General features: G+C 40.8%; 18 protein-coding genes and 1 pseudogene. 17 read left to right on the plus strand and 2 right to left on the minus strand.

Features of this window, described 5'->3' with window-relative positions:
- The first annotated feature begins 328 nt into the window (after positions 1-328).
- The 17 genes from HT719_RS08240 to HT719_RS08320 all read left to right on the plus strand — a co-directional run bounded on the left by HT719_RS08240 (position 329) and on the right by HT719_RS08320 (position 17782).
- Complete coding sequence (locus HT719_RS08240; protein ID WP_172928854.1) at positions 329-4282, plus strand: G5 domain-containing protein; 3954 nt, start codon at positions 329-331, stop codon at positions 4280-4282.
- Positions 4283-4462: 180 nt separating this feature from the next.
- Entirely contained in the window at positions 4463-5593 is a 1131-nt protein-coding gene (gene hemW, locus HT719_RS08245; protein WP_172928856.1) for a radical SAM family heme chaperone HemW, read from the plus strand.
- Between the two features lie 4 nt (positions 5594-5597).
- Positions 5598-6335 carry an acyl-[acyl-carrier-protein] thioesterase gene (locus HT719_RS08250; RefSeq protein ID WP_172928858.1) on the plus strand — a complete coding sequence of 246 codons (738 nt, stop codon included), beginning with the start codon at positions 5598-5600 and terminating at the stop codon, positions 6333-6335.
- Positions 6336-6345: 10 nt separating this feature from the next.
- Positions 6346-7119 carry a TIGR01457 family HAD-type hydrolase gene (locus HT719_RS08255; RefSeq protein ID WP_138703296.1) on the plus strand — a complete coding sequence of 258 codons (774 nt, stop codon included), beginning with the start codon at positions 6346-6348 and terminating at the stop codon, positions 7117-7119.
- Positions 7109-7726 carry a TIGR01906 family membrane protein gene (locus tag HT719_RS08260; protein ID WP_172928861.1) on the plus strand — a complete coding sequence of 206 codons (618 nt, stop codon included), beginning with the start codon at positions 7109-7111 and terminating at the stop codon, positions 7724-7726. Before HT719_RS08255 ends, HT719_RS08260 begins: the two co-directional genes overlap by 11 nt.
- A 209-nt stretch (positions 7727-7935) precedes the next feature.
- On the plus strand, positions 7936-8337 hold the full coding sequence (locus HT719_RS08265; protein ID WP_000631259.1) for a Spx/MgsR family RNA polymerase-binding regulatory protein: 402 nt from the start codon (positions 7936-7938) through the stop codon (positions 8335-8337).
- Positions 8337-8615, plus strand: a complete 279-nt coding sequence (locus HT719_RS08270; protein WP_001041974.1) for a UPF0223 family protein — start codon at positions 8337-8339, stop codon at positions 8613-8615. Before HT719_RS08265 ends, HT719_RS08270 begins: the two co-directional genes overlap by 1 nt.
- The gene (locus HT719_RS08275) at positions 8605-9378 is read left to right on the plus strand and encodes an inositol monophosphatase family protein (RefSeq protein WP_138699893.1); all 774 of its coding nucleotides are present in this window, start codon (positions 8605-8607) and stop codon (positions 9376-9378) included. Before HT719_RS08270 ends, HT719_RS08275 begins: the two co-directional genes overlap by 11 nt.
- On the plus strand, positions 9379-10683 hold the full coding sequence (locus HT719_RS08280; protein ID WP_001160264.1) for an RsmF rRNA methyltransferase first C-terminal domain-containing protein: 1305 nt from the start codon (positions 9379-9381) through the stop codon (positions 10681-10683).
- Positions 10684-11368: 685 nt separating this feature from the next.
- Positions 11369-12247, plus strand: a complete 879-nt coding sequence (gene pstS / locus HT719_RS08285) for a phosphate ABC transporter substrate-binding protein PstS (RefSeq protein ID WP_000746338.1) — start codon at positions 11369-11371, stop codon at positions 12245-12247.
- Complete coding sequence (gene pstC, locus HT719_RS08290) at positions 12247-13164, plus strand: phosphate ABC transporter permease subunit PstC (protein ID WP_001070908.1); 918 nt, start codon at positions 12247-12249, stop codon at positions 13162-13164. Before pstS ends, pstC begins: the two co-directional genes overlap by 1 nt.
- Positions 13154-14038: a phosphate ABC transporter permease PstA gene (gene pstA / locus HT719_RS08295; RefSeq protein WP_001201787.1), complete on the plus strand. Its 885-nt coding sequence runs from the start codon at positions 13154-13156 to the stop codon at positions 14036-14038. Before pstC ends, pstA begins: the two co-directional genes overlap by 11 nt.
- A gap of 10 nt (positions 14039-14048) precedes the next feature.
- A complete protein-coding gene (pstB, locus tag HT719_RS08300; protein WP_000109215.1) occupies positions 14049-14852 on the plus strand; it encodes a phosphate ABC transporter ATP-binding protein PstB in 804 nt (267 codons plus the stop codon).
- A 12-nt stretch (positions 14853-14864) separates the two neighbouring features.
- Positions 14865-15623: a phosphate ABC transporter ATP-binding protein PstB gene (gene pstB, locus HT719_RS08305; RefSeq protein ID WP_000128635.1), complete on the plus strand. Its 759-nt coding sequence runs from the start codon at positions 14865-14867 to the stop codon at positions 15621-15623.
- A gap of 11 nt (positions 15624-15634) precedes the next feature.
- Positions 15635-16288 (plus strand): phosphate signaling complex protein PhoU, encoded by a 654-nt coding sequence (gene phoU / locus HT719_RS08310; RefSeq protein ID WP_000946465.1) that lies wholly within the window; start codon positions 15635-15637, stop codon positions 16286-16288.
- Positions 16289-16379: 91 nt separating this feature from the next.
- The gene (locus tag HT719_RS08315; RefSeq protein ID WP_001106783.1) at positions 16380-16847 is read left to right on the plus strand and encodes an NUDIX domain-containing protein; all 468 of its coding nucleotides are present in this window, start codon (positions 16380-16382) and stop codon (positions 16845-16847) included.
- Positions 16848-16966: 119 nt separating this feature from the next.
- Complete coding sequence (locus HT719_RS08320) at positions 16967-17782, plus strand: ABC transporter substrate-binding protein (RefSeq protein ID WP_119948003.1); 816 nt, start codon at positions 16967-16969, stop codon at positions 17780-17782.
- An 18-nt stretch (positions 17783-17800) separates the two neighbouring features.
- Here the strand turns inward: HT719_RS08320 and HT719_RS08325 are convergent, their stop codons facing one another.
- Together HT719_RS08325 and HT719_RS11355 are read right to left on the minus strand one after the other, a co-directional pair.
- Positions 17801-19072 carry a PLP-dependent aminotransferase family protein gene (locus HT719_RS08325; protein ID WP_172928863.1) on the minus strand — a complete coding sequence of 424 codons (1272 nt, stop codon included), beginning with the start codon at positions 19070-19072 and terminating at the stop codon, positions 17801-17803.
- A pseudogene (locus HT719_RS11355) lies at positions 19069-19265 on the minus strand (hypothetical protein); the annotation flags it as partial. The pseudogene HT719_RS11355 and the gene HT719_RS08325, both read right to left, overlap by 4 nt.

Below are 19265 nucleotides of genomic sequence, written 5' to 3' on the forward strand. Positions count from 1 at the left end.
AAGTGATAAAGTCGGGAGATCTTCCCATAATCAAACGCATAGTATCAAGGTTTTTCAAGGCCTGATATTATGCGTTTTTTGATTTTCATTGAGTATTATGGTATAATGGCAGTGTTGAAAGTGAAATATTTACATTTTTTATATTTTACTGATATTTTATTAATATTAAGCAATTCATTTTTTTATGATTAGAAATCAATGTGGTAGTTTATAATCAAGCAGAGGAAAAGTTCTAAAATTTTAGTCAAGAAAGGGTTTAGTATTTTGTCAAGGGAAAATAGTAGAACTCTCTATTTTGTAAAAAATAGCTAGAAAGAAAGTTGGTAAAATGAAAGATATTTTTAATAAACGTCAATGTTTTTCGATTCGAAAGTTTTCTGTTGGAGTGGCTTCTGTATTAATAGGCATTGCTTTGTTTACACCATCCCAGGGAGTACTTGCTTCTACGGAAAATTCTCCATCTTCTGTGGATAAAAGAGAAGAAGTTCAACCTATGCTAGATAATCAAAATAATCCTTCTTCTGAGTTAGATACCAGAGATGTTCCAATAGGATCTACAAGGACTACAGAACCCGTCAGATCTGGGAATAAGGAAAATAATAGCTTGACCACAAGGGATTTCGTGGCGGGTGAAGACAGATCAAGCACTCCAGCGGTGAGAGCAGCATCAAATCCTTCCGAGGTTAAAAAGTATGAATTAACTGATGAGTATGCTAAGCAAATAAAAGCAGGAGTAATCGGTTCAGAAGGTAATAAGCTTGATAGTTTATTGTTAAACGGCTCTAAGTTAAGTCCAGAAGCCTATACAGATGATGATTACTTGAAGGATAAAGAAGAACTTTATATTTATGAAAAAGGTGGGAAAAAGTATGTAGGTTATAATAGTCATCCCTTATTAGAAGATACTGATGGTGATGGTATTATTGACAGTAAAGAAAAGCCAGATGAAAAATTAAAATGGAATGTAAGTGAGCGCGATATGATTATGTTCATGGAATTATCCTACCGTGATGATAATTATATTGATAGAGTGCTGGATCATAAGAGACCCTTAACAGAGTCAGAGTTATATAAAAAGAATGGTGACAGTAAACCACGTTATGAGTATATGATGATGAATAAGGAATTGGGGCCTTATTGGGAAAGGAAGAAAAGTTACCATACCTCCAGTGGACTAGATGCTGTCTTGTATGAAACGAAGAGTGATTTCTTATATTTACCAAATGGAACTGCACAAGTATTAGCCTTTCGTGGAACAAGTGATGTGAAAGATATAGGAGCTGATATAACACTTGGATTAGGAAGCAATCCTCAACAAGGGATAGATGCAGAAAATATTATGCATGAACTAGCTAAAGATAAGAGTATTACTAATCTTTATTTGACAGGTCATTCTTTAGGAGGATATTTAGTACAACGGGCAATGGTTGAAGCTTATCAGTTGGCATATTCTGACAGCAGAGTCATGTCTCCTAAAGAACAGTTGGCTTATAGAAACGTTTATAATAATGTATTAAAAAAAGGCACAACCTTTAATGCTCCAAAAGTTGTGACCAATTTGCTTTCCAGTCGTGAATTTTGGCAAAAAGGTTTAGATAGCAAAAAAATAGCCAAGTCTGGTAAAATGACTCATTATATTGTTGATAATGATTTGGCGATAAGAAAAGGCGTCAGCAATGATAGTGATGTTGTTATAAATGTTGGACGAACCAGTGGAGGTCACAGTTCACGTTCTTATTTTGAAGCTGATATGATTAATAGACGATCAGAGTTTATATCTGGGAAACGAATTTCCTTAGATGGGACAGGTTATCAAGATAAAAACATTGCAACAGTTAAATCTGTAGAAAAAGTTGGAGAAACTGTTGTATATAGTAAACGCGGAGATGACATCATTAAGTCAATAACTGTGAGTATGAAAGATCTCGATACAGGACAGATTACTAACAATACAATTGATGAAGTGTTTAAGAAAGATGGAGCCAAATCTACAGTTGTCGTTACCCAACTTGAGCCAAGTGTACGTTATGAAAAAGATGCCACAAGAGCTAAAGGTGAAGCTAATGTAACAACAACTGGTACTTCAGGTACTAGTACAGTAACCACAACTTATAGTGTAGATCCTAACACTGGAGATCTGATTGAACATGTAGGACAACCAGTAGTTAAGCAACCGGCAATAGAAACAGTTGTCAAAGTCGCAGCCAAGGATGAAGTAGAATACATTAAAAAAGGAGACGACGTTGTTAAGAAGACAACAAGTTACACAGTAAACTCAAAAACCGGCAGTCTTACTTCGACTGAGAAGGAAGAAGTAGTCAATAAAGGTGGCGCGAAGGATTTGGTTGAGTATAATTCAGTTGAACCCAAACCAGTTTATTTAAAAGATGAGAACAGTCCAAAAGGTACTGATACCGTTCAATTTCCAGGGAAATCAGGAAAAACTAAAGTCACCACAACCTATAGCGTAAATCCAGTAAATGGAACTCTAACTCCATCAAAAGGGGAACCAGAAGTCGTAACTCTACCAATAGCTAGAGTTGTAAAAGTAGGAGCTAAGGATAAAGTAGACGTAGAAACAATCCCATCTCCAGTAAAATACGAAAAAGATGCTAGTCGAGAAAAAGGCCAAGCCAATATTACTGTTCCAGGAAAAGACGGAAGTAAGACAACTACCACGACTTACACAGTAAATCCAGACAATGGGGAAGTTACTCCAAATGAAGGAAATCCAGTAATAGTAAATCCAACAGAAACAATCGTTAAAGTCGCGGCTAAGGATCAAGTAGTAGAAACGCCAATTGAGCCCACAGTGGTTTATGAAAGAGATGACACTCGTGACTTTGGTACACCAGACAAGCCTAGAAAAGGAGCAAAAGGAAAATCTGTAACGACTACAAGGTATGACGTTAATCCAAATAATGGAACAGTCACAGAACAGGTTGGTAAGCCAGTGGTCACCCCAGCTGGTAAAACAATAGTTAAGGTTGGAGCTAAAACTAAGGTTGAGAGTAGCAAGGATGACCAAGGTCGTGAAGTTATCAACACTACAACTTATGAAGTTGATCCAAAAACAGGTAAGGTAACTTCTACAACAGTAACTACTTACGGGACAAGGAAAGAACTAACGATTGAGAAGATGGTAGTACCATCTCCAGTAGTTTACGAAAAAGATGATACGAAAGAAAAAGGTACAGTCCCAACTACTGTTAAAGGTGAAGATGGTGAAGACACTATCACAACAACTTACACTGTGGACACTAATACTGGAAAGATTACAGCAAGTGAAGGTAAACCAGTTCGTACGAAAGAACCAACGAATACAGTCGTCAAAGTCGCAGCGAAGGACAAAGTAGAAAAAACAGAAATCTCATCACCTAAGAAATATGTGAAAGATGATACACGCGACAAAAATCAACCAAATGTGGAAGAAGCAGGCCAAGCAGGTTCAAGTACTATCACAACAACATATAGTGTTGATTCTACTACAGGCGCTATTACAGAAACAGTAGAAAAACCAGTAGTAGTAAATCCAACAGCAACAATAGTCAAAGTCGCAGCCAAGGACAAAATAGTAGAAACACCAATTGAACCTGAAGTTGAATATGTTAGAGATGGTGAACGAGAAGTTGACACACCTAATGAACGTATTGAAGGAGCTAAAGGTAAAACAGTTACTACAACCACTTACGATGTAGATTCAAAGGACGGTCATATCACAGAACACGTTGGCACCCCAGTCGTCACCCCAGCAGGTAAGACAATCGTTAAAGTAGGAGCTAAAACTAAGGTTGAACAATCTAAAGATTCTGAAGGTCGCGATGTGATTGAGACCACTACCTATGAAGTTGATCCAGAAACAGGTAAGGTAACTCCAACAACCGTGCTAACTTATGGGAAAACGAAAGAACCAACGAATACAGTCGTCAAAGTCGCAGCCAAGGACAAAGTAGTAGAAACCCCGATTGAACCTGAAGTTGGATATGTTAGAGATGGTGAACGAGAAGTTGACACACCTAATGAACGTATTGAAGGAGCTAAAGGTAAAACAGTTACTACAACCACTTATGATGTAGACTCAAAGGACGGTCATATCACAGAACACATTGCTAATAATGTAACAACACCAGCTAAGGTAACAGTCTCTACGGAACAGCCAAGTAAATCACATAATGTATTGCCAAATACAGGAACAGAATCAAATGCGACTCTTGCTTCTCTAGGACTTCTTGGTATGCTAAGTGGACTCGGATTTGCGTTTAGAAAGAAAAAAGAAGACTAAAATAAAAGTTTAGTCAAGCTGATATACATTCTTCTGTATTATAAAGATAAACTAGATTGGTTCTAGGAATCGTGTTCGTCATAAAATACAAAGAATGTTTAGATAAAGAAAGCGAACAATGCTAGGATTTTGTTAAACGGAATTCTAAGTATTGTTCGCTTTTGTGGTATAATAAGTACTATGCAGAAAAAACCAACGTCAGCCTATGTGCACATTCCATTTTGTACCCAGATTTGTTATTATTGTGACTTTTCAAAAGTTTTTATCAAGAATCAGCCAGTCGATAGCTATTTGGAGCATCTGCTGGAAGAATTTCGTTCTTATGATATTCAAAAGTTGCGAACCCTCTATATCGGTGGTGGGACACCAACAGCTTTGTCAGCTCCACAACTGGAGGTATTGCTGGATGGCTTGACTAAAAACTTGGACTTGTCAGTCTTGGAAGAGTTGACCATTGAAGCCAATCCAGGAGATTTGGATGCGGATAAGATAGCTGTTTTGAAAAATTCGGCTGTCAATCGTGTTTCGCTAGGTGTCCAGACCTTTGATGATAAGATGTTGAAAAAGATTGGGCGCAGTCATTTGGAGAAGGATATTTATGAAAATATCGATCGCCTGAAACTGGCTGGTTTTGACAACATCTCCATTGATTTGATTTATGCGCTGCCTGGTCAGACCATGGAGCAAGTAAAGGAAAATGTGGCTAAAGCCATTGGACTGGATATTCCCCACATGAGTTTGTATAGTTTGATTTTAGAAAACCATACGGTCTTTATGAACCGGATGCGACGTGGGAAATTGCCTCTGCCTAAGGAGGAACTAGAAGCGGAGATGTTTGAGTACATCATTGCAGAGCTGGAGCGAGCGGGTTTTGAGCATTATGAGATTTCTAATTTCTCCAAACCCGGCTTTGAAAGTCGTCATAATCTCATGTACTGGGATAATGCTGAATACTATGGCATCGGTGCTGGGGCCTCTGGTTATGTCAATGGTATTCGCTATAAAAACCATGGTCCCATTCGCCATTATCTCAGTGCAGTTGAGGAAGGCAATGCTCGTATTACAGAAGAGCACCTGAGCCAAAAAGAGCAAATGGAAGAAGAAATGTTCCTGGGACTCCGCAAGAAATCAGGGGTCTCCATGGCGCGATTTGAGGAAAAATTTGGATGCTCTTTTGATGGACTTTATGGAGAAATTGTCAGAGACTTGGTTCAACAGGGTCTCATGCAAATAGAGGGTGACCGAGTTCGCATGACAAAAAGAGGTCTCTTCTTAGGAGACACCGTAGCAGAACGATTTATTTTGGAGTAGGATGATGGGCTTAACTTATCAAATGAAAATGAAAATTCCTTTTGATATGGCTGACATGAACGGTCATATCAAACTTCCAGATGTGATTTTGCTGTCCCTACAAGTTTCAGGGATGCAGTCGATTGAACTGGATGTTAGTGATAAGGCCATTTTGGAAAACTATAATCTGGTCTGGATTATCACAGATTATGATATTGAGGTGGCTCGTTTGCCTCGTTTTGCGGAAGAAATCACCATCGAAACGGAAGCTTTGAGCTACAATCGACTCTTTTGTTACCGTCGCTTTACCATTTATGATGAAGCAGGTCAGGAACTCATCCACATGATGGCGACCTTTGTTCTCATGGACCGCGACAGTCGAAAAGTCCATGCTGTCGAACCTGAAATTGTGGCTCCGTATCAGTCTGATTTTGATAAAAAGCTTATCCGTGGGCCAAAGTATGAGTCCTTGAACGAGCCAATCAGCAAGGATTACCATGTTCGTTTTTACGACTTGGATATGAATGGCCATGTCAATAACAGTAAGTATCTGGACTGGATTTTTGAGGTCATGGGAGCGGATTTTTTGACCCAATATATTCCCAAGAGAATCAACCTCAAGTATGTCAAGGAAGTTCGACCAGGTGGGGTGATTACATCAGCTGTTGAAAGGACTGGACTGGAAAGCAAGCATGAGATCACAAGCGACGGTGCTACCAATGCCCAAGCTATCATCACTTGGAAAGAAATAAAAAAGGATTAGGGAGAAATAGATGAAATACAAAGGCTATTTAATTGATTTAGACGGAACCATTTATAAGGGGAAAGACAGAATCCCAGCAGGGGAGGCTTTTGTCCATGAATTGCAAAAGCGGGACATCCCCTATCTTTTTGTGACCAACAATACAACTCGCACTCCTGAGAGTGTTCAGGAAATGTTGGCCCAGAATTTTAATATCGATACGCCCCTGTCGACTGTCTACACAGCGACTTTGGCAACTATCGACTATATGAACGACTTGGGTCTTGAAAAGACCGTCTATGTCATCGGAGAATCAGGGCTCAAGGAAGCCATCAAGGCGGCTGGCTATGTGGAAGACAAGGAAAATCCTGCCTATGTGGTAGTAGGTCTGGATTGGCAAGTTGACTATGAAAAATTTGCGACAGCAACTCTAGCTATCCAAAAGGGTGCCCATTTTATCGGAACCAATCCTGACCTCAATATCCCGACAGAGCGTGGTCTTTTGCCTGGTGCTGGTTCGCTGATTACGCTGCTTGACGTAGCGACACGAGTGAAGCCGGTTTATATCGGAAAACCAAATGCCATCATTATGGACAAGGCGGTTGAGCATTTAGGTTTGGAACGTGAAGAGTTAATCATGGTCGGGGACAACTATCTGACGGATATTCGAGCTGGGATTGATAATGGCATTCCAACGCTCTTGGTGACGACAGGTTTTACCAAGGCAGAAGAAGTAGCTGGCCTACCAATCGCACCGACACATGTGGTTTCTAGCCTTGCGGAGTGGGATTTTGATGAAAACTAAACTGACCTTTTGGGGCTCTATGCTCTTTCTCCTCTCTCTTTCTATCCTTCTGACCATTTATTTGGCTTGGATTTTCTATCCTATGGAGATTGAGTGGCTGAACTTAACGAATCGAGTCTATCTAAAACCAGAAATCATTCAATACAATTTTCATATTTTGATGAATTATCTGACCAATCCATTTAGTCAGGTCCTAGAGATGCCAGATTTTCGTTCGTCAGCAGCTGGTCTGCACCACTTTGCAGTGGTCAAGAATCTCTTTCATTTGGTTCAGCTAGTAGCTCTAGTGACACTGCCAAGTTTCTATGTCTTTGTCAATAGGATTGTGAAAAAGGGCTTTTTGTCTTTATTCAGTAAGGGACTCTTGACTCTAGTAGTCTTGCCTGTGCTGATTGGACTTGGGGGAGTTTTGATTGGTTTTGACCAATTCTTTACCCTTTTCCATCAAATTCTCTTTGTGGGAGATGATACCTGGCTTTTTGACCCAGCCAAGGATCCAGTGATTCTGATTTTGCCAGAGACCTTCTTCCTTCATGCCTTCCTCCTCTTTTTTGCCCTCTATGAGAGCTTCTTTGGCTATCTGTATCTGAAAAGTCGTAGGAAGTGAACCGAAAGCTGTTTTTAATTTGTATATATAAAAATACATATCGTTTAAAACCATCGTTAAGAGTGAATTAACCAAATCCAATTGTGTCAATCGTTCGCGAACAGTCTATTTTTCTTGAAAAAATAGGCTTTTTTTCTAAAAATCTCTAGTCAAGCGCTTTATTTTTTTGTATAATAGAAGTAGCAAAGTATAGATAAGAAGAGAAAAGCATGATTACACTATTTCTATCACCGAGCTGTACATCATGTCGTAAGGCTAAGGCCTGGTTAGAAAAACATAAGGTTCCCTTTGTGGAACACAATATTATGACCAGTCCTTTAACAAGAAAAGAATTGCAACACATCCTTTCCTTGACCGAAAATGGTACTGATGACATCATTTCAACTCGTTCAAAAATTTTTCAAAAATTGAATATTGATGTAGAGAGTATTTCGGTATCGGAATTGCTTCATTTGATTGAGCAGTATCCTAGTCTTTTGCGTCGTCCAATTATTATTGATGCCAAGCGTATGCAAATCGGTTTTAATGAAGATGAGATTCGTGCTTTTCTCCCTCGTAGTTATCGTAAGCAAGAACTAAAAGAAGCAAGAATGAGAGCTGGTATTAGTTAATGAACAAACAGTATAGTTACCCACTAGATTTGTCGTGGAGCACTGAAGAACTTGCTTCAGTGCTTTCTTTTTTTAATGATGTTGAAGCTGCCTATGAAGGCAAAGTAGAGGCTAAAAAGTTACTGGACTCCTATAAGGGATTCAAAGCGGTCGTGCCAAGCAAGAGCGAAGAGAAACGTTTGGGACGAGAATTTGAAACAGTGAGTGGTTATTCGCTTTACCGAGCAGTTCAGGCTGCCAAGGAAAAAGGGGAAGGAAAGATTTCTCTTGGAAAGTAAATTTGAATTTGCTAAAGAGCTAATTAAGAAAGCAGGACAGTACATCCTTGACCACATGCAGGAAGACTTGCGCGTTGAGACCAAGTCCTCTCCAACAGATTTGGTGACCAGACTGGACAAGGAAGTTCAGGAACTCTTGGTGGGTGAAATTCTATCCTGTTATCCTGAGGATAAGATTTGTGCTGAAGAAGGGTGTCTGCGAGCTTCAGTTCAAGAGGGCAAGGTTTGGGTTATTGATCCCATTGATGGTACCAATAACTTTGTCGCCCAGCAGGAAGATTTTGCTGTCATGATGGCTTATTTTGAAAATGGTCAGGGACAGTTTGGACTGATTTATGATGTGGTCAAAGAGGATTGTTATCACGGTGGTGGAGCCTTTCCGGTTTGTCGAAATGATAAGCCCCTAGCTCCCTTTAAAGCAAAACCACTTGGAGATTTTCTCATTGCAGGGAATAGTGGTATGCTGGAAATCAATGAATGGGGATTGGCTGATTTGAGTCGAGCGGTTCTTGGTGTTCGTGTCTATGGAAGTGCGGCCATTAGTTTTGCCAAGATTTTGTCAGGGCGTTTGTTGACCTATCTCACTTATCTGCAACCATGGGATTATGCCGCAGCTAGTATTTTAGGGGAAAGTCTGGGCTATCGGGTTGTGACCCTTTTTGGTGAAGCTCCTGATTTTCAAACCAGACAGCTGGTCATGATGGTGCCTCTTGAGATGCAGGAGGAAATTCAGTCCTATATTTACGAAAGGAAAAGAACTTAAATGCAATTTCCAGAAGGATTTGTTGAAAAATATAAAGAAATACTAGGAGATGAGGCAAGAGATTTTCTTGCCTCTTTTGAGGAGGAAGCGGTTTCGGCCTTTCGGGTCAATCCCTTAAAAGAAGAGCAACTTTCCTTTTCTGATGCCATTACTCAAACCCCTTGGGGCCACTATGGGAAGGTTTCAGGGAAATCGCCTGAGCATGCTACAGGTTTAGTTTATTCGCAAGAACCTGCTGCTCAAATGGTGGCTCAAGTAGCCCAACCCAGTCCTGGTATGAAGGTCTTGGACTTGGCTGCTGCACCGGGGGGCAAATCAACTCAACTGGCAGCCTATCTAGCAGGGGAGGGGCTACTTGTTTCCAATGAAATTTCAAGCAAACGGGCTAAGATTTTAGTAGAAAATATGGAGCGATTTGGAGCGACAAATGTCGTGGTGACCAATGAATCTGCTGATCGTTTGGCCAAGGTCTTTAAAGGCTATTTTGACCTTATTGTCCTTGATGCCCCTTGCTCAGGGGAAGGGATGTTCCGTAAGCAACCAGATGCTATGGACTATTGGAGCTTAGATTATCCGAGTCAATGTGCAAGTTTGCAAAGAGAAATTCTAGCGGATGCAGTGACCATGTTAGCTGAAGGTGGTCGTCTGGTTTATTCGACCTGTACCTGGGCACCCGAGGAAAACGAAGAGATTGTCAAGTGGTTGCTGGAAGAGTATGATTTTGACTTGTTGCCAGTAGAGCATATCAATGGAATGGTAGCTGGTATTGACCTGCCAGAAACGGCTCGGATGTACCCCCATCAGTTTAAGGGAGAGGGTCAGTTTGTAGCCCATCTACAGTGTAAGGGTAACAATCCAACTCCTAAATGTAAGGCAAGTAAGAGCAATCTTGGTCGAGAACAAGTTGCCTTGTGGCAAGAATTTGCCCAAAACCATTTGAAGGTCAATCTACCGGGAATCTTGCAGACTTTTGGGGACCAACTCTATCTCTTACCAGAACTTTTGCCAGATTTAGGGAAGCTCAAGATTGCTCGCAATGGACTGCATCTGGGCACTTTTAAGAAGAAACGCTTTGAGCCCAGTTTCGCTCTTGGTCTAGCCTTGAAACCGAGTCAGGTCGAACAGTCGGTTGAAATTGGCCAAGAAGCGTTTGTCAAGTATGTGGCTGGAGAAACTGTTCAGCTGGCAGAAAGTCTGCCAAATGGTTGGTACCAAGTTTTGGTTAAAGGCAATGGCTTGGGCTTTGCAAAGGTTACTGGAAATGTTTTGAAAAATTATTTTCCAAAAGGCCTCAGATTCAAGTGAAAATGCTAGTCAAATATCTTATTCTATGTTATAGTGAAAGTATGGATTTTTTTAGTAGGATGATTCTTGATATCTTGATTGCCATCACATGTAGTTTTACTACTCAATGAAAATCAAAGAGCAAACTAGGAAGCTAGCCATAGATAGCTCAAAATACTGTTTTGAGGTTGCAAATAGGACTGACGGAGTCAGTTACAAAGCATTGCTTTAAAGTTGTAGATAGGACTGACCAAATAGGTACATACCTATAACAAGGCAAGGCTGACCTGGTTTGAAGAGATTTTCAAAGAGTACAAGAAGTTTAGTTATTAGCGTTCTTACCGCTTGTAAACTAGATTTCCCATAAAATAGAATCTTTTCCTTTTAGTTGTAAACTAGTCTGGGAGAGTAGAGAGGTTTGAGATACCTTTCTAGCTTTTGGATTATCATCTAAGGAGAGTAACCTTTTCCTTGCATTAAAAAGGGGAAAAAGAGACACGAAATGACTATAATGGGTGACAATGGGGGAAGGGATAGACAAGAGATTTTATCCACATATGAAAAAAGGAGGTTAGAAAAGAGTAATATAGCCTATATTATATAAATAATCAATTGCGCAGAAATTTGGTAAGAATTCATGCGTCAACTCATAAAGAACTACTTAAAAAATTCACAGTATTCATAATTATTTTCGAGGAGAAAAACAGTGAAAAAAAGAAAAAAGCTTGCTCTGTCTCTTATCGCTTTTTGGCTGACGGCTTGTTTAGTAGGCTGTGCTAGCTGGATTGATCGTGGAGAATCCATAACGGCTGTTGGCTCAACTGCCTTGCAACCCTTGGTTGAAGTAGCGGCAGATGAATTTGGCACGATCCATGTTGGAAAAACGGTCAATGTCCAAGGGGGAGGTTCTGGTACAGGCTTGTCCCAGGTTCAGTCTGGGGCAGTTGATATAGGAAACTCAGATGTATTTGCTGAGGAAAAAGACGGAATTGATGCTTCTGCTCTTGTTGACCACAAGGTCGCGGTAGCTGGCTTGGCTCTGATTGTCAATAAGGAGGTTGATGTTGATAACCTAACGACAGAGCAACTTCGTCAAATCTTCATAGGTGAGGTAACCAATTGGAAAGAGGTTGGTGGTAAGGACTTACCCATCTCTGTTATCAATCGGGCAGCCGGCTCTGGCTCTCGTGCTACCTTTGATACTGTCATTATGGAAGGTCAGTCGGCCATGCAAAGTCAGGAGCAGGATTCAAATGGAGCGGTAAAATCAATCGTATCAAAAAGTCCAGGAGCTATCTCTTATTTATCTCTTACCTATATAGATGATTCGGTCAAAAGCATGAAGTTGAATGGCTATGACTTAAGTCCAGAAAATATAAGTAGCAATAATTGGCCCTTGTGGTCTTATGAGCATATGTATACATTGGGGCAGCCCAATGAGTTGGCTGCAGAATTTCTCAATTTTGTTCTCTCGGATGAGACCCAAGAAGGGATTGTCAAAGGATTGAAGTATATTCCGATTAAGGAAATGAAGGTTGAAAAAGATGCTGCCGGAACTGTGACAGTGTTGGAAGGGAGACAATAATGAATCAAGAAGAATTAGCTAAGAAAATGTTGCTTCCATCAAAGAATTCTCGTCTGGAGAAATTAGGAAAAGGTTTGACCTTTGCCTGTCTTTCTTTGATAGTCATCCTTGTGGCCATGATTTTGGTTTTCGTAGCGCAAAAAGGCTTGTCGACCTTCTTTGTCAATGGTGTGAATATCTTTGACTTTCTTTTGGGAGGAACTTGGAATCCTTCTAGTAAAGAATTTGGTGCCCTTCCTATGATTTTGGGTTCCTTTATCGTTACCATTCTCTCAGCCCTTATCGCAACACCCTTTGCTATTGGTGCAGCAGTTTTTATGACCGAAGTATCACCAAAAGGGGCGAAGATTTTGCAACCAGCTATTGAACTCCTGGTTGGGATTCCTTCAGTAGTGTACGGATTTATTGGCTTGCAAGTCGTCGTTCCCTTTGTTCGCAGTGTCTTTGGTGGGACTGGTTTTGGGATTTTGTCAGGGATTTCCGTCCTCTTTGTCATGATTTTGCCGACCGTAACCTTTATGACAACGGATAGCTTGCGTGCGGTTCCTCGTTATTATCGTGAGGCCAGTTTCGCTATGGGAGCCACTCGCTGGCAGACTATCTGGCGTGTGATCTTGAAGGCGGCCCGTTCTGGTATTTTCACTGCAGTGGTCTTTGGGATGGCGCGTGCCTTTGGTGAGGCTCTAGCTATCCAGATGGTTGTCGGAAACTCAGCTGTTATCCCAACTTCCTTGACCACACCAGCTGCAACTTTAACTTCTATATTAACTATGGGAATTGGGAACACTGTCATGGGAACTGTAAATAATAATGTTCTCTGGTCACTGGCCTTGGTACTGCTCTTGATGAGTTTAGTTTTTAACAGTGTGATTAAATTGATTACGAAAGAAAGAGGAAAGAAAAATTATGCGCGCTAAGAAATTAGATAAACTTGCAACAGCTGTCCTCTATACGATTGCTAGCATCATTGTGACAATCTTGGCTTCCTTGATTCTCTATATCTTGGTTCGGGGCTTGCCCCATATCTCTTGGTCTTTCTTGACTGGAAGGTCTTCTGCTTTTCAAGCAGGTGGTGGGATTGGCATTCAGCTTTACAATTCCTTTTTCCTATTGGTCATTACTTTGATTATTTCTGTACCTCTTTCTATGGGAGCTGGGATTTACTTGGCTGAGTATGCTAAAAAAGGTCCTGTTACCAACTTTGTGCGGACTTGTATTGAAATCTTGTCCTCTTTACCATCAGTGGTGGTGGGGCTCTTTGGTTACTTGATCTTTGTAGTCCAGTTTGAGTATGGATTTTCAATCATTTCAGGTGCCTTGGCCTTGACAGTCTTTAACTTGCCTCAGATGACGCGTAATGTAGAGGATAGTTTGAAACATGTTCACCATACCCAACGTGAGGCTGGTCTGGCTCTTGGGATTTCTCGTTGGGAGACAGTGGTTCATGTTGTTATTCCAGAAGCGCTTCCAGGTATTGTAACGGGTGTCGTCTTGGCATCTGGTCGTATCTTTGGCGAAGCTGCAGCTCTGATTTATACAGCAGGGCAATCGGCGCCAGCTCTTGACTGGTCTAACTGGAATATCCTCAGTGTGACTAGCCCCATCTCTATCTTCCGTCAAGCAGAAACCTTGGCTGTCCATATCTGGAAAGTCAATAGTGAAGGCACTATTCCAGATGGAACTATTGTATCAGCAGGTTCTGCCGCTGTGCTCCTAATCTTTATCCTGATTTTTAACTTTGGAGCTCGTAAGTTCGGAAACTATCTACACAAGAAATTAACCGCTGTCTAAAGGAGAAGCCATGTCAACATATAACTGGGATGAGAAGCATATCCTTACCTTTCCTGAAGAAAAAGTAGCCCTTTCTACTAAGGATGTCCATGTTTACTATGGTAAAAATGAATCCATTAAGGGGATTGATATGCAATTTGAAAGAAATAAAATTACAGCTTTGATTGGTCCGTCGGGATCGGGGAAATCTACCTACTTACGCAGTCTCAATCGCATGAATGATACTATTGATATTGCTAAAGTAACTGGGCAGATTCTCTATCGTGGAATTGATGTCAACCGTCCAGAAATCAACGTTTATGAAATGCGTAAACACATTGGAATGGTTTTTCAACGCCCTAATCCATTTGCTAAGTCAATTTACCGTAATATTACCTTTGCGCATGAACGTGCTGGAGTTAAGGATAAGCAAGTCCTAGATGAAATCGTAGAAACCTCCCTTCGTCAGGCTGCCCTCTGGGATCAGGTTAAAGACGATCTCCACAAGTCAGCCTTGACCTTATCAGGTGGTCAGCAACAACGTCTCTGTATTGCTCGTGCCATCTCTGTTAAGCCAGATATCCTCTTAATGGATGAGCCAGCCTCAGCCTTGGATCCGATTGCGACCATGCAACTAGAAGAGACCATGTTTGAGCTCAAGAAAGACTTTACCATCATCATTGTAACGCATAATATGCAGCAGGCTGCTCGTGCAAGTGACTATACAGGCTTCTTTTACTTGGGTGATTTGATTGAGTATGACAAAACTGCAACTATTTTCCAAAATGCCAAGCTACAGTCCACCAATGACTATGTATCTGGTCACTTTGGTTAGAAAGGAAACCGTATGACAGATGCGATTTTACAGGTATCAGACCTGTCCGTTTATTATAATAAAAAGAAGGCTTTGAATAGTGTTTCCCTATCTTTCCAACCTAAGGAAATTACAGCCTTGATTGGTCCATCTGGATCAGGGAAGTCAACCCTCCTCAAGTCTCTCAACCGCATGGGAGATCTCAATCCAGAGGTGACCACAACTGGATCCGTGGTGTACAATGGTCACAACATCTACAGTCCGCGTACAGATACGGTTGAATTACGTAAGGAAATCGGAATGGTTTTCCAACAACCTAATCCTTTCCCTATGACTATCTATGAGAATGTTGTCTACGGGCTTCGTATCAATGGAATTAAGGATAAGCTGGTTCTGGATGAAGCCGTAGAAAAAGCCTTGCAAGGTGCCTCTATCTGGGATGAGGTCAAGGATCGTCTACATGATTCAGCTATTGGATTGTCAGGTGGTCAACAGCAGCGTGTCTGTGTGGCCCGTGTCTTGGCAACCAGTCCTAAAATCATCCTCTTGGATGAGCCAACTTCGGCTTTGGATCCGATTTCAGCTGGTAAAATTGAGGAAACCTTGTATGGTCTAAAAGACAAGTACACCATGCTTCTGGTAACCCGTTCCATGCAACAAGCTTCACGTATCTCTGATAAGACAGGATTTTTCCTAGATGGAGATTTGATTGAATTTAATGATACCAAGCAGATGTTCCTTGATCCCCAACACAAGGAAACGGAAGACTATATTACAGGAAAATTTGGATAAGGAGATGAAAGATGTTACGATCTCAATTTGAAGAAGATTTAGAGAAATTACATAACCAGTTCTACGCTATGGGACAAGAAGTGCTCTCACAAATCAATCGTACGGTGCGTGCCTTTGTCACGCATGACCGTGACCTGGCAAAAGAGGTCATCGAAGATGACGCAGAAGTAAATGAATACGAAGTGAAACTGGAAAAGAAATCATTTGAAATGATTGCACTCCAACAACCAGTCTCTCAAGATTTGCGTACAGTCTTGACTGTCCTTAAGGCTGTATCAGATGTGGAGCGTATGGGGGATCACGCTGTAGCCATTGCCCAGGCAACCATCCGTATGAAGGGGGAAGAGCGCATCCCAGCTGTAGAGGAAGAAATTCAAAAAATGGGACGTGAAGTTAAAAGCGTTGTTGAAGCAGCACTTGATCTTTATCTTAATGGTTCTGTTGACGACGCATACCGGGTAGCCTCCATGGATGAGCAAATTAACCACTATTTTGAAACTATCCGTGACCTTGCGACTGAAGAGATTAAGAAAAATCCAGAAGCCATTGTTACGGGTCGTGATTATTTCCAAGTTATTTCCTACTTGGAGCGTATCGGTGACTATGCTAAAAATATCTGTGAATGGGTTGTTTACTTTGAAACAGGTAAGATTGTCGAATTATAAAGTATTCAAAGGATAAAATTATTGTGAAAGCTTACTTTTTAATACAGTAAGCTTTCATTGTATAGATAGTTTACTTTGTCAGAGGTGAATAATGAACTACATACAGAATATCAGAAAAAAAGTTGGAAAAGATAAAATTATTTTAAATTTTACCTGTGGAATATTAAGTCAATCAGGAAAAATTTTATTACAAAAACGAGCAGATAAAGGAACGTGGGGATTACCAGGTGGTGCTCTTGAATTAGGAGAATCGGCTTTAGAAGCTTTAGTGCGAGAGTTTTATGAAGAAACAGGAGTCGAAGTGAGGGTGGAAAAACTCTTAAATGTTTATACAAAATATTCAGACAGTTATCCGAATGGTGATGAGGCTCAAGTTCTTACAATCTTGTATTTAGTTTCATCTGAAACTTCTATCTCTACAAATTTTTTTACAAGTGATGAAACTTTAGAATTAGGATTTTTTGATCATAGTGACATACAAAATATTGCAATTGTAAACCAGCAGCATCAAGATATGATAAATGATTTTTTTGAAAATAAGTTCCCAATAGATAGATAAACTAACCACTGTATTTCTATTTTTTAGTAAATATATTTTATGAAAATGCAAGAAAACACTTGACAAGTAACTTAGATATCGTTATAATTATACAAAATTAACAGAGGGGTTGTTTATTTATGAAATCAAAAAAATGGATATTTGTTTTATGTAGTTTTCTTGCAAGTTTCTTCTTAGTAGCTTGCCAGTCAGGTTCGAATGGTTCTCAGTCAGCTGTTGAGGCCATTAAGCAAAAGGGGAAATTGGTTGTGGCGACAAGTCCTGACTATGCACCTTTTGAATTTCAGTCTTTAGTTGACGGGAAAAATCAGGTAGTCGGTGCGGACATTGATATGGCTCAAGTTATCGCTGATGAACTTGGGGTGAAGTTGGAAATTTCAAGCATGAGTTTTGACAATGTCTTGACCAGTCTTCAAACTGGGAAGGCTGACCTAGCAGTTGCGGGAATTAGCGCTACTGACGAGAGAAAAGAAGTCTTTGATTTTTCAATCCCTTACTATGAAAACAAGATTAGTTTCTTGGTTCGTAAGGCTGATGTAGAAAAATACAAGGATTTAACTAGCCTAGAAAGTGCTAATATTGCAGCCCAAAAAGGGACTGTTCCAGAGTCTATGGTCAAGGAACAATTGCCAAAAGCTCAATTGACTTCCTTAACCAATATGGGTGAAGCTGTCAATGAATTGCAAGCTGGAAAAGTAGATGCTGTTCATATGGATGAGCCTGTTGCCCTTAGCTATGCTGCTAAAAATGCAGACCTAGCTGTCACAACTGTCAGCTTGAAGATGAAGGACGGCGAAGCCAATGCAGTTGCCCTTAGAAAAAATAGTGCTGATTTGAAAGAAGTGGTGGACAAGGTTATCCAAAAACTCAAGGATGAAGGAACTTACCAAAGCTATCTTGAAAATGCAGCAAGCCTAACAGAAGTTGAACAATAAAAAAAGCAGAGTTGGATGTCATTCCAATTCTGCTTTTAAATAGTTTAAAACCTTTTCCAGATTGTCTAGGGACACCTTGGCAAATTGATAAGGACAGGTGCTTAAATAGGCCTCTTCAAAGAAGTCCAAGCCTAGTTGACTGTGTTTGAGATTGGCGATTTTAGGATATCGTCTGAGATCAAGCAATACACCATCGTGAAGCGGAAAGTGAGGAAGGGGACAAGGTGTTTTAGTTAACCTTTCCTCGATTTGCTTCTGGTAAGCTTCCTGATTGGATAAGCGAGCCAAACGATTTTTCTCAAACAATTGACTATCGATATAGAGTGATAAGGCCTTTTGCATGATGAGGTTGCTGTCGTAGTCTAGGATATTTTTGTAGGCCACAAAGGCTTCTTTGATAGCATTTGGAAGGATGAGTGCCGTTATCCGCAGGGCTGGAAAGAGGCTGGTTGAGAAGGATTTGATGTAAATGACGCGCTCCTCTGTATCCAGATAGTGGAAGGTCTGGCCCTTCTTGGAGTCCAAATCCCCCAGATAGTCGTCCTCTACGATATAGACACCATACTTGGCAGCTAAGTCAAGAATAGCTCGTTTGTCCTGCTCAGAATAGGAATGTCCCAGAGGATAGTGAAAACGAGGAATGGTATAGAAAAACTTAATTTTTCCTGTTTTGAAGTGGCCTTCCAGTTCCTCCAAGTCAATCCCATCAATGCCTCGTTCAATCGTTTGATAGTCCAGACCCTGAGCAATCAAGAGGCGATTCATTCGATGGTAGGTCGGTTGTTCCACCAAGATTTCCTTGGCTTGGCTAGGGAAGGAAATTTGAGAGAGGATAAAAAGGGCTTGTTGGGTTCCAGAAGTCAGTACCAGTTGATCAGCCTTGCAGTAGAGGGCTTGGTCAAAGAGGAGTTGGTGAATGGACTGTCTTAGGTCTTCTAGTCCTTCTTGGTTGTCATAGTAGTTGAAGAGGTAGTTTTCTCGTCCAATCAAGGTTTCATTGACACAGAGTCGGAAATCGTCATAGGCGCTGGCGTGTTCGTCCGTAACCTCGATTTCTAGGTCCTGGTGTTGCCCTTGTTCTAGGACATAGTAGCCACTCTGGGGCTTGGCATAGAGGTATTGTTCGTGCCGTAATTCCAGCAGGGCGCGCTGAACGGTGTCCTTGCTACAGTGAAAGTCAAGGCTCAGTTGACGGATAGAAGGCAGGCGACTTCCCGTCGGAAAGCGTCCAGACTCGATACTATTTTTTAGATAAGATACGACCTCTTGGTACTTGCTTTGTTTCTTCATTCCAGACCTCCCTTGATTTTGTTACATTGTACCCTTTTTTTTCCTTCTTGGCAATGTCTAGGGTGTTTCTCTCGTTCACATCTAGGGACAAATGTGGTATACTTAGGAGTAAGATTTATAGAATAATACTCTTCGAAAATCTCTTCAAACCACGTCAGCTTCGCCTTGCCGTAGATATGGTTACTGACTTCGT

The organism is Streptococcus sp. k-378 (assembly GCF_013277505.1).
GTDB lineage: Bacteria > Bacillota > Bacilli > Lactobacillales > Streptococcaceae > Streptococcus > Streptococcus pseudopneumoniae.

Coding starts and splice junctions, on each gene's coding strand:
- HT719_RS08250 (WP_172928858.1), top strand. CDS start 5,598: ATGGGCTTAACTTATCAAATGAAAATGAAAATTCCTTTTGATATGGCT.
- HT719_RS08265 (WP_000631259.1), top strand. CDS start 7,936: ATGATTACACTATTTCTATCACCGAGCTGTACATCATGTCGTAAGGCT.
- HT719_RS08270 (WP_001041974.1), top strand. CDS start 8,337: ATGAACAAACAGTATAGTTACCCACTAGATTTGTCGTGGAGCACTGAA.
- HT719_RS08325 (WP_172928863.1), bottom strand. CDS start 19,072: ATGAAGAAACAAAGCAAGTACCAAGAGGTCGTATCTTATCTAAAAAAT.
- HT719_RS08255 (WP_138703296.1), top strand. CDS start 6,346: ATGAAATACAAAGGCTATTTAATTGATTTAGACGGAACCATTTATAAG.
- HT719_RS08260 (WP_172928861.1), top strand. CDS start 7,109: ATGAAAACTAAACTGACCTTTTGGGGCTCTATGCTCTTTCTCCTCTCT.
- phoU (WP_000946465.1), top strand. CDS start 15,635: ATGTTACGATCTCAATTTGAAGAAGATTTAGAGAAATTACATAACCAG.
- HT719_RS08320 (WP_119948003.1), top strand. CDS start 16,967: ATGAAATCAAAAAAATGGATATTTGTTTTATGTAGTTTTCTTGCAAGT.
- HT719_RS08240 (WP_172928854.1), top strand. CDS start 329: ATGAAAGATATTTTTAATAAACGTCAATGTTTTTCGATTCGAAAGTTT.
- pstC (WP_001070908.1), top strand. CDS start 12,247: ATGAATCAAGAAGAATTAGCTAAGAAAATGTTGCTTCCATCAAAGAAT.
- HT719_RS08315 (WP_001106783.1), top strand. CDS start 16,380: ATGAACTACATACAGAATATCAGAAAAAAAGTTGGAAAAGATAAAATT.
- pstB (WP_000109215.1), top strand. CDS start 14,049: ATGTCAACATATAACTGGGATGAGAAGCATATCCTTACCTTTCCTGAA.
- pstA (WP_001201787.1), top strand. CDS start 13,154: ATGCGCGCTAAGAAATTAGATAAACTTGCAACAGCTGTCCTCTATACG.
- pstB (WP_000128635.1), top strand. CDS start 14,865: ATGACAGATGCGATTTTACAGGTATCAGACCTGTCCGTTTATTATAAT.
- HT719_RS08280 (WP_001160264.1), top strand. CDS start 9,379: ATGCAATTTCCAGAAGGATTTGTTGAAAAATATAAAGAAATACTAGGA.
- hemW (WP_172928856.1), top strand. CDS start 4,463: ATGCAGAAAAAACCAACGTCAGCCTATGTGCACATTCCATTTTGTACC.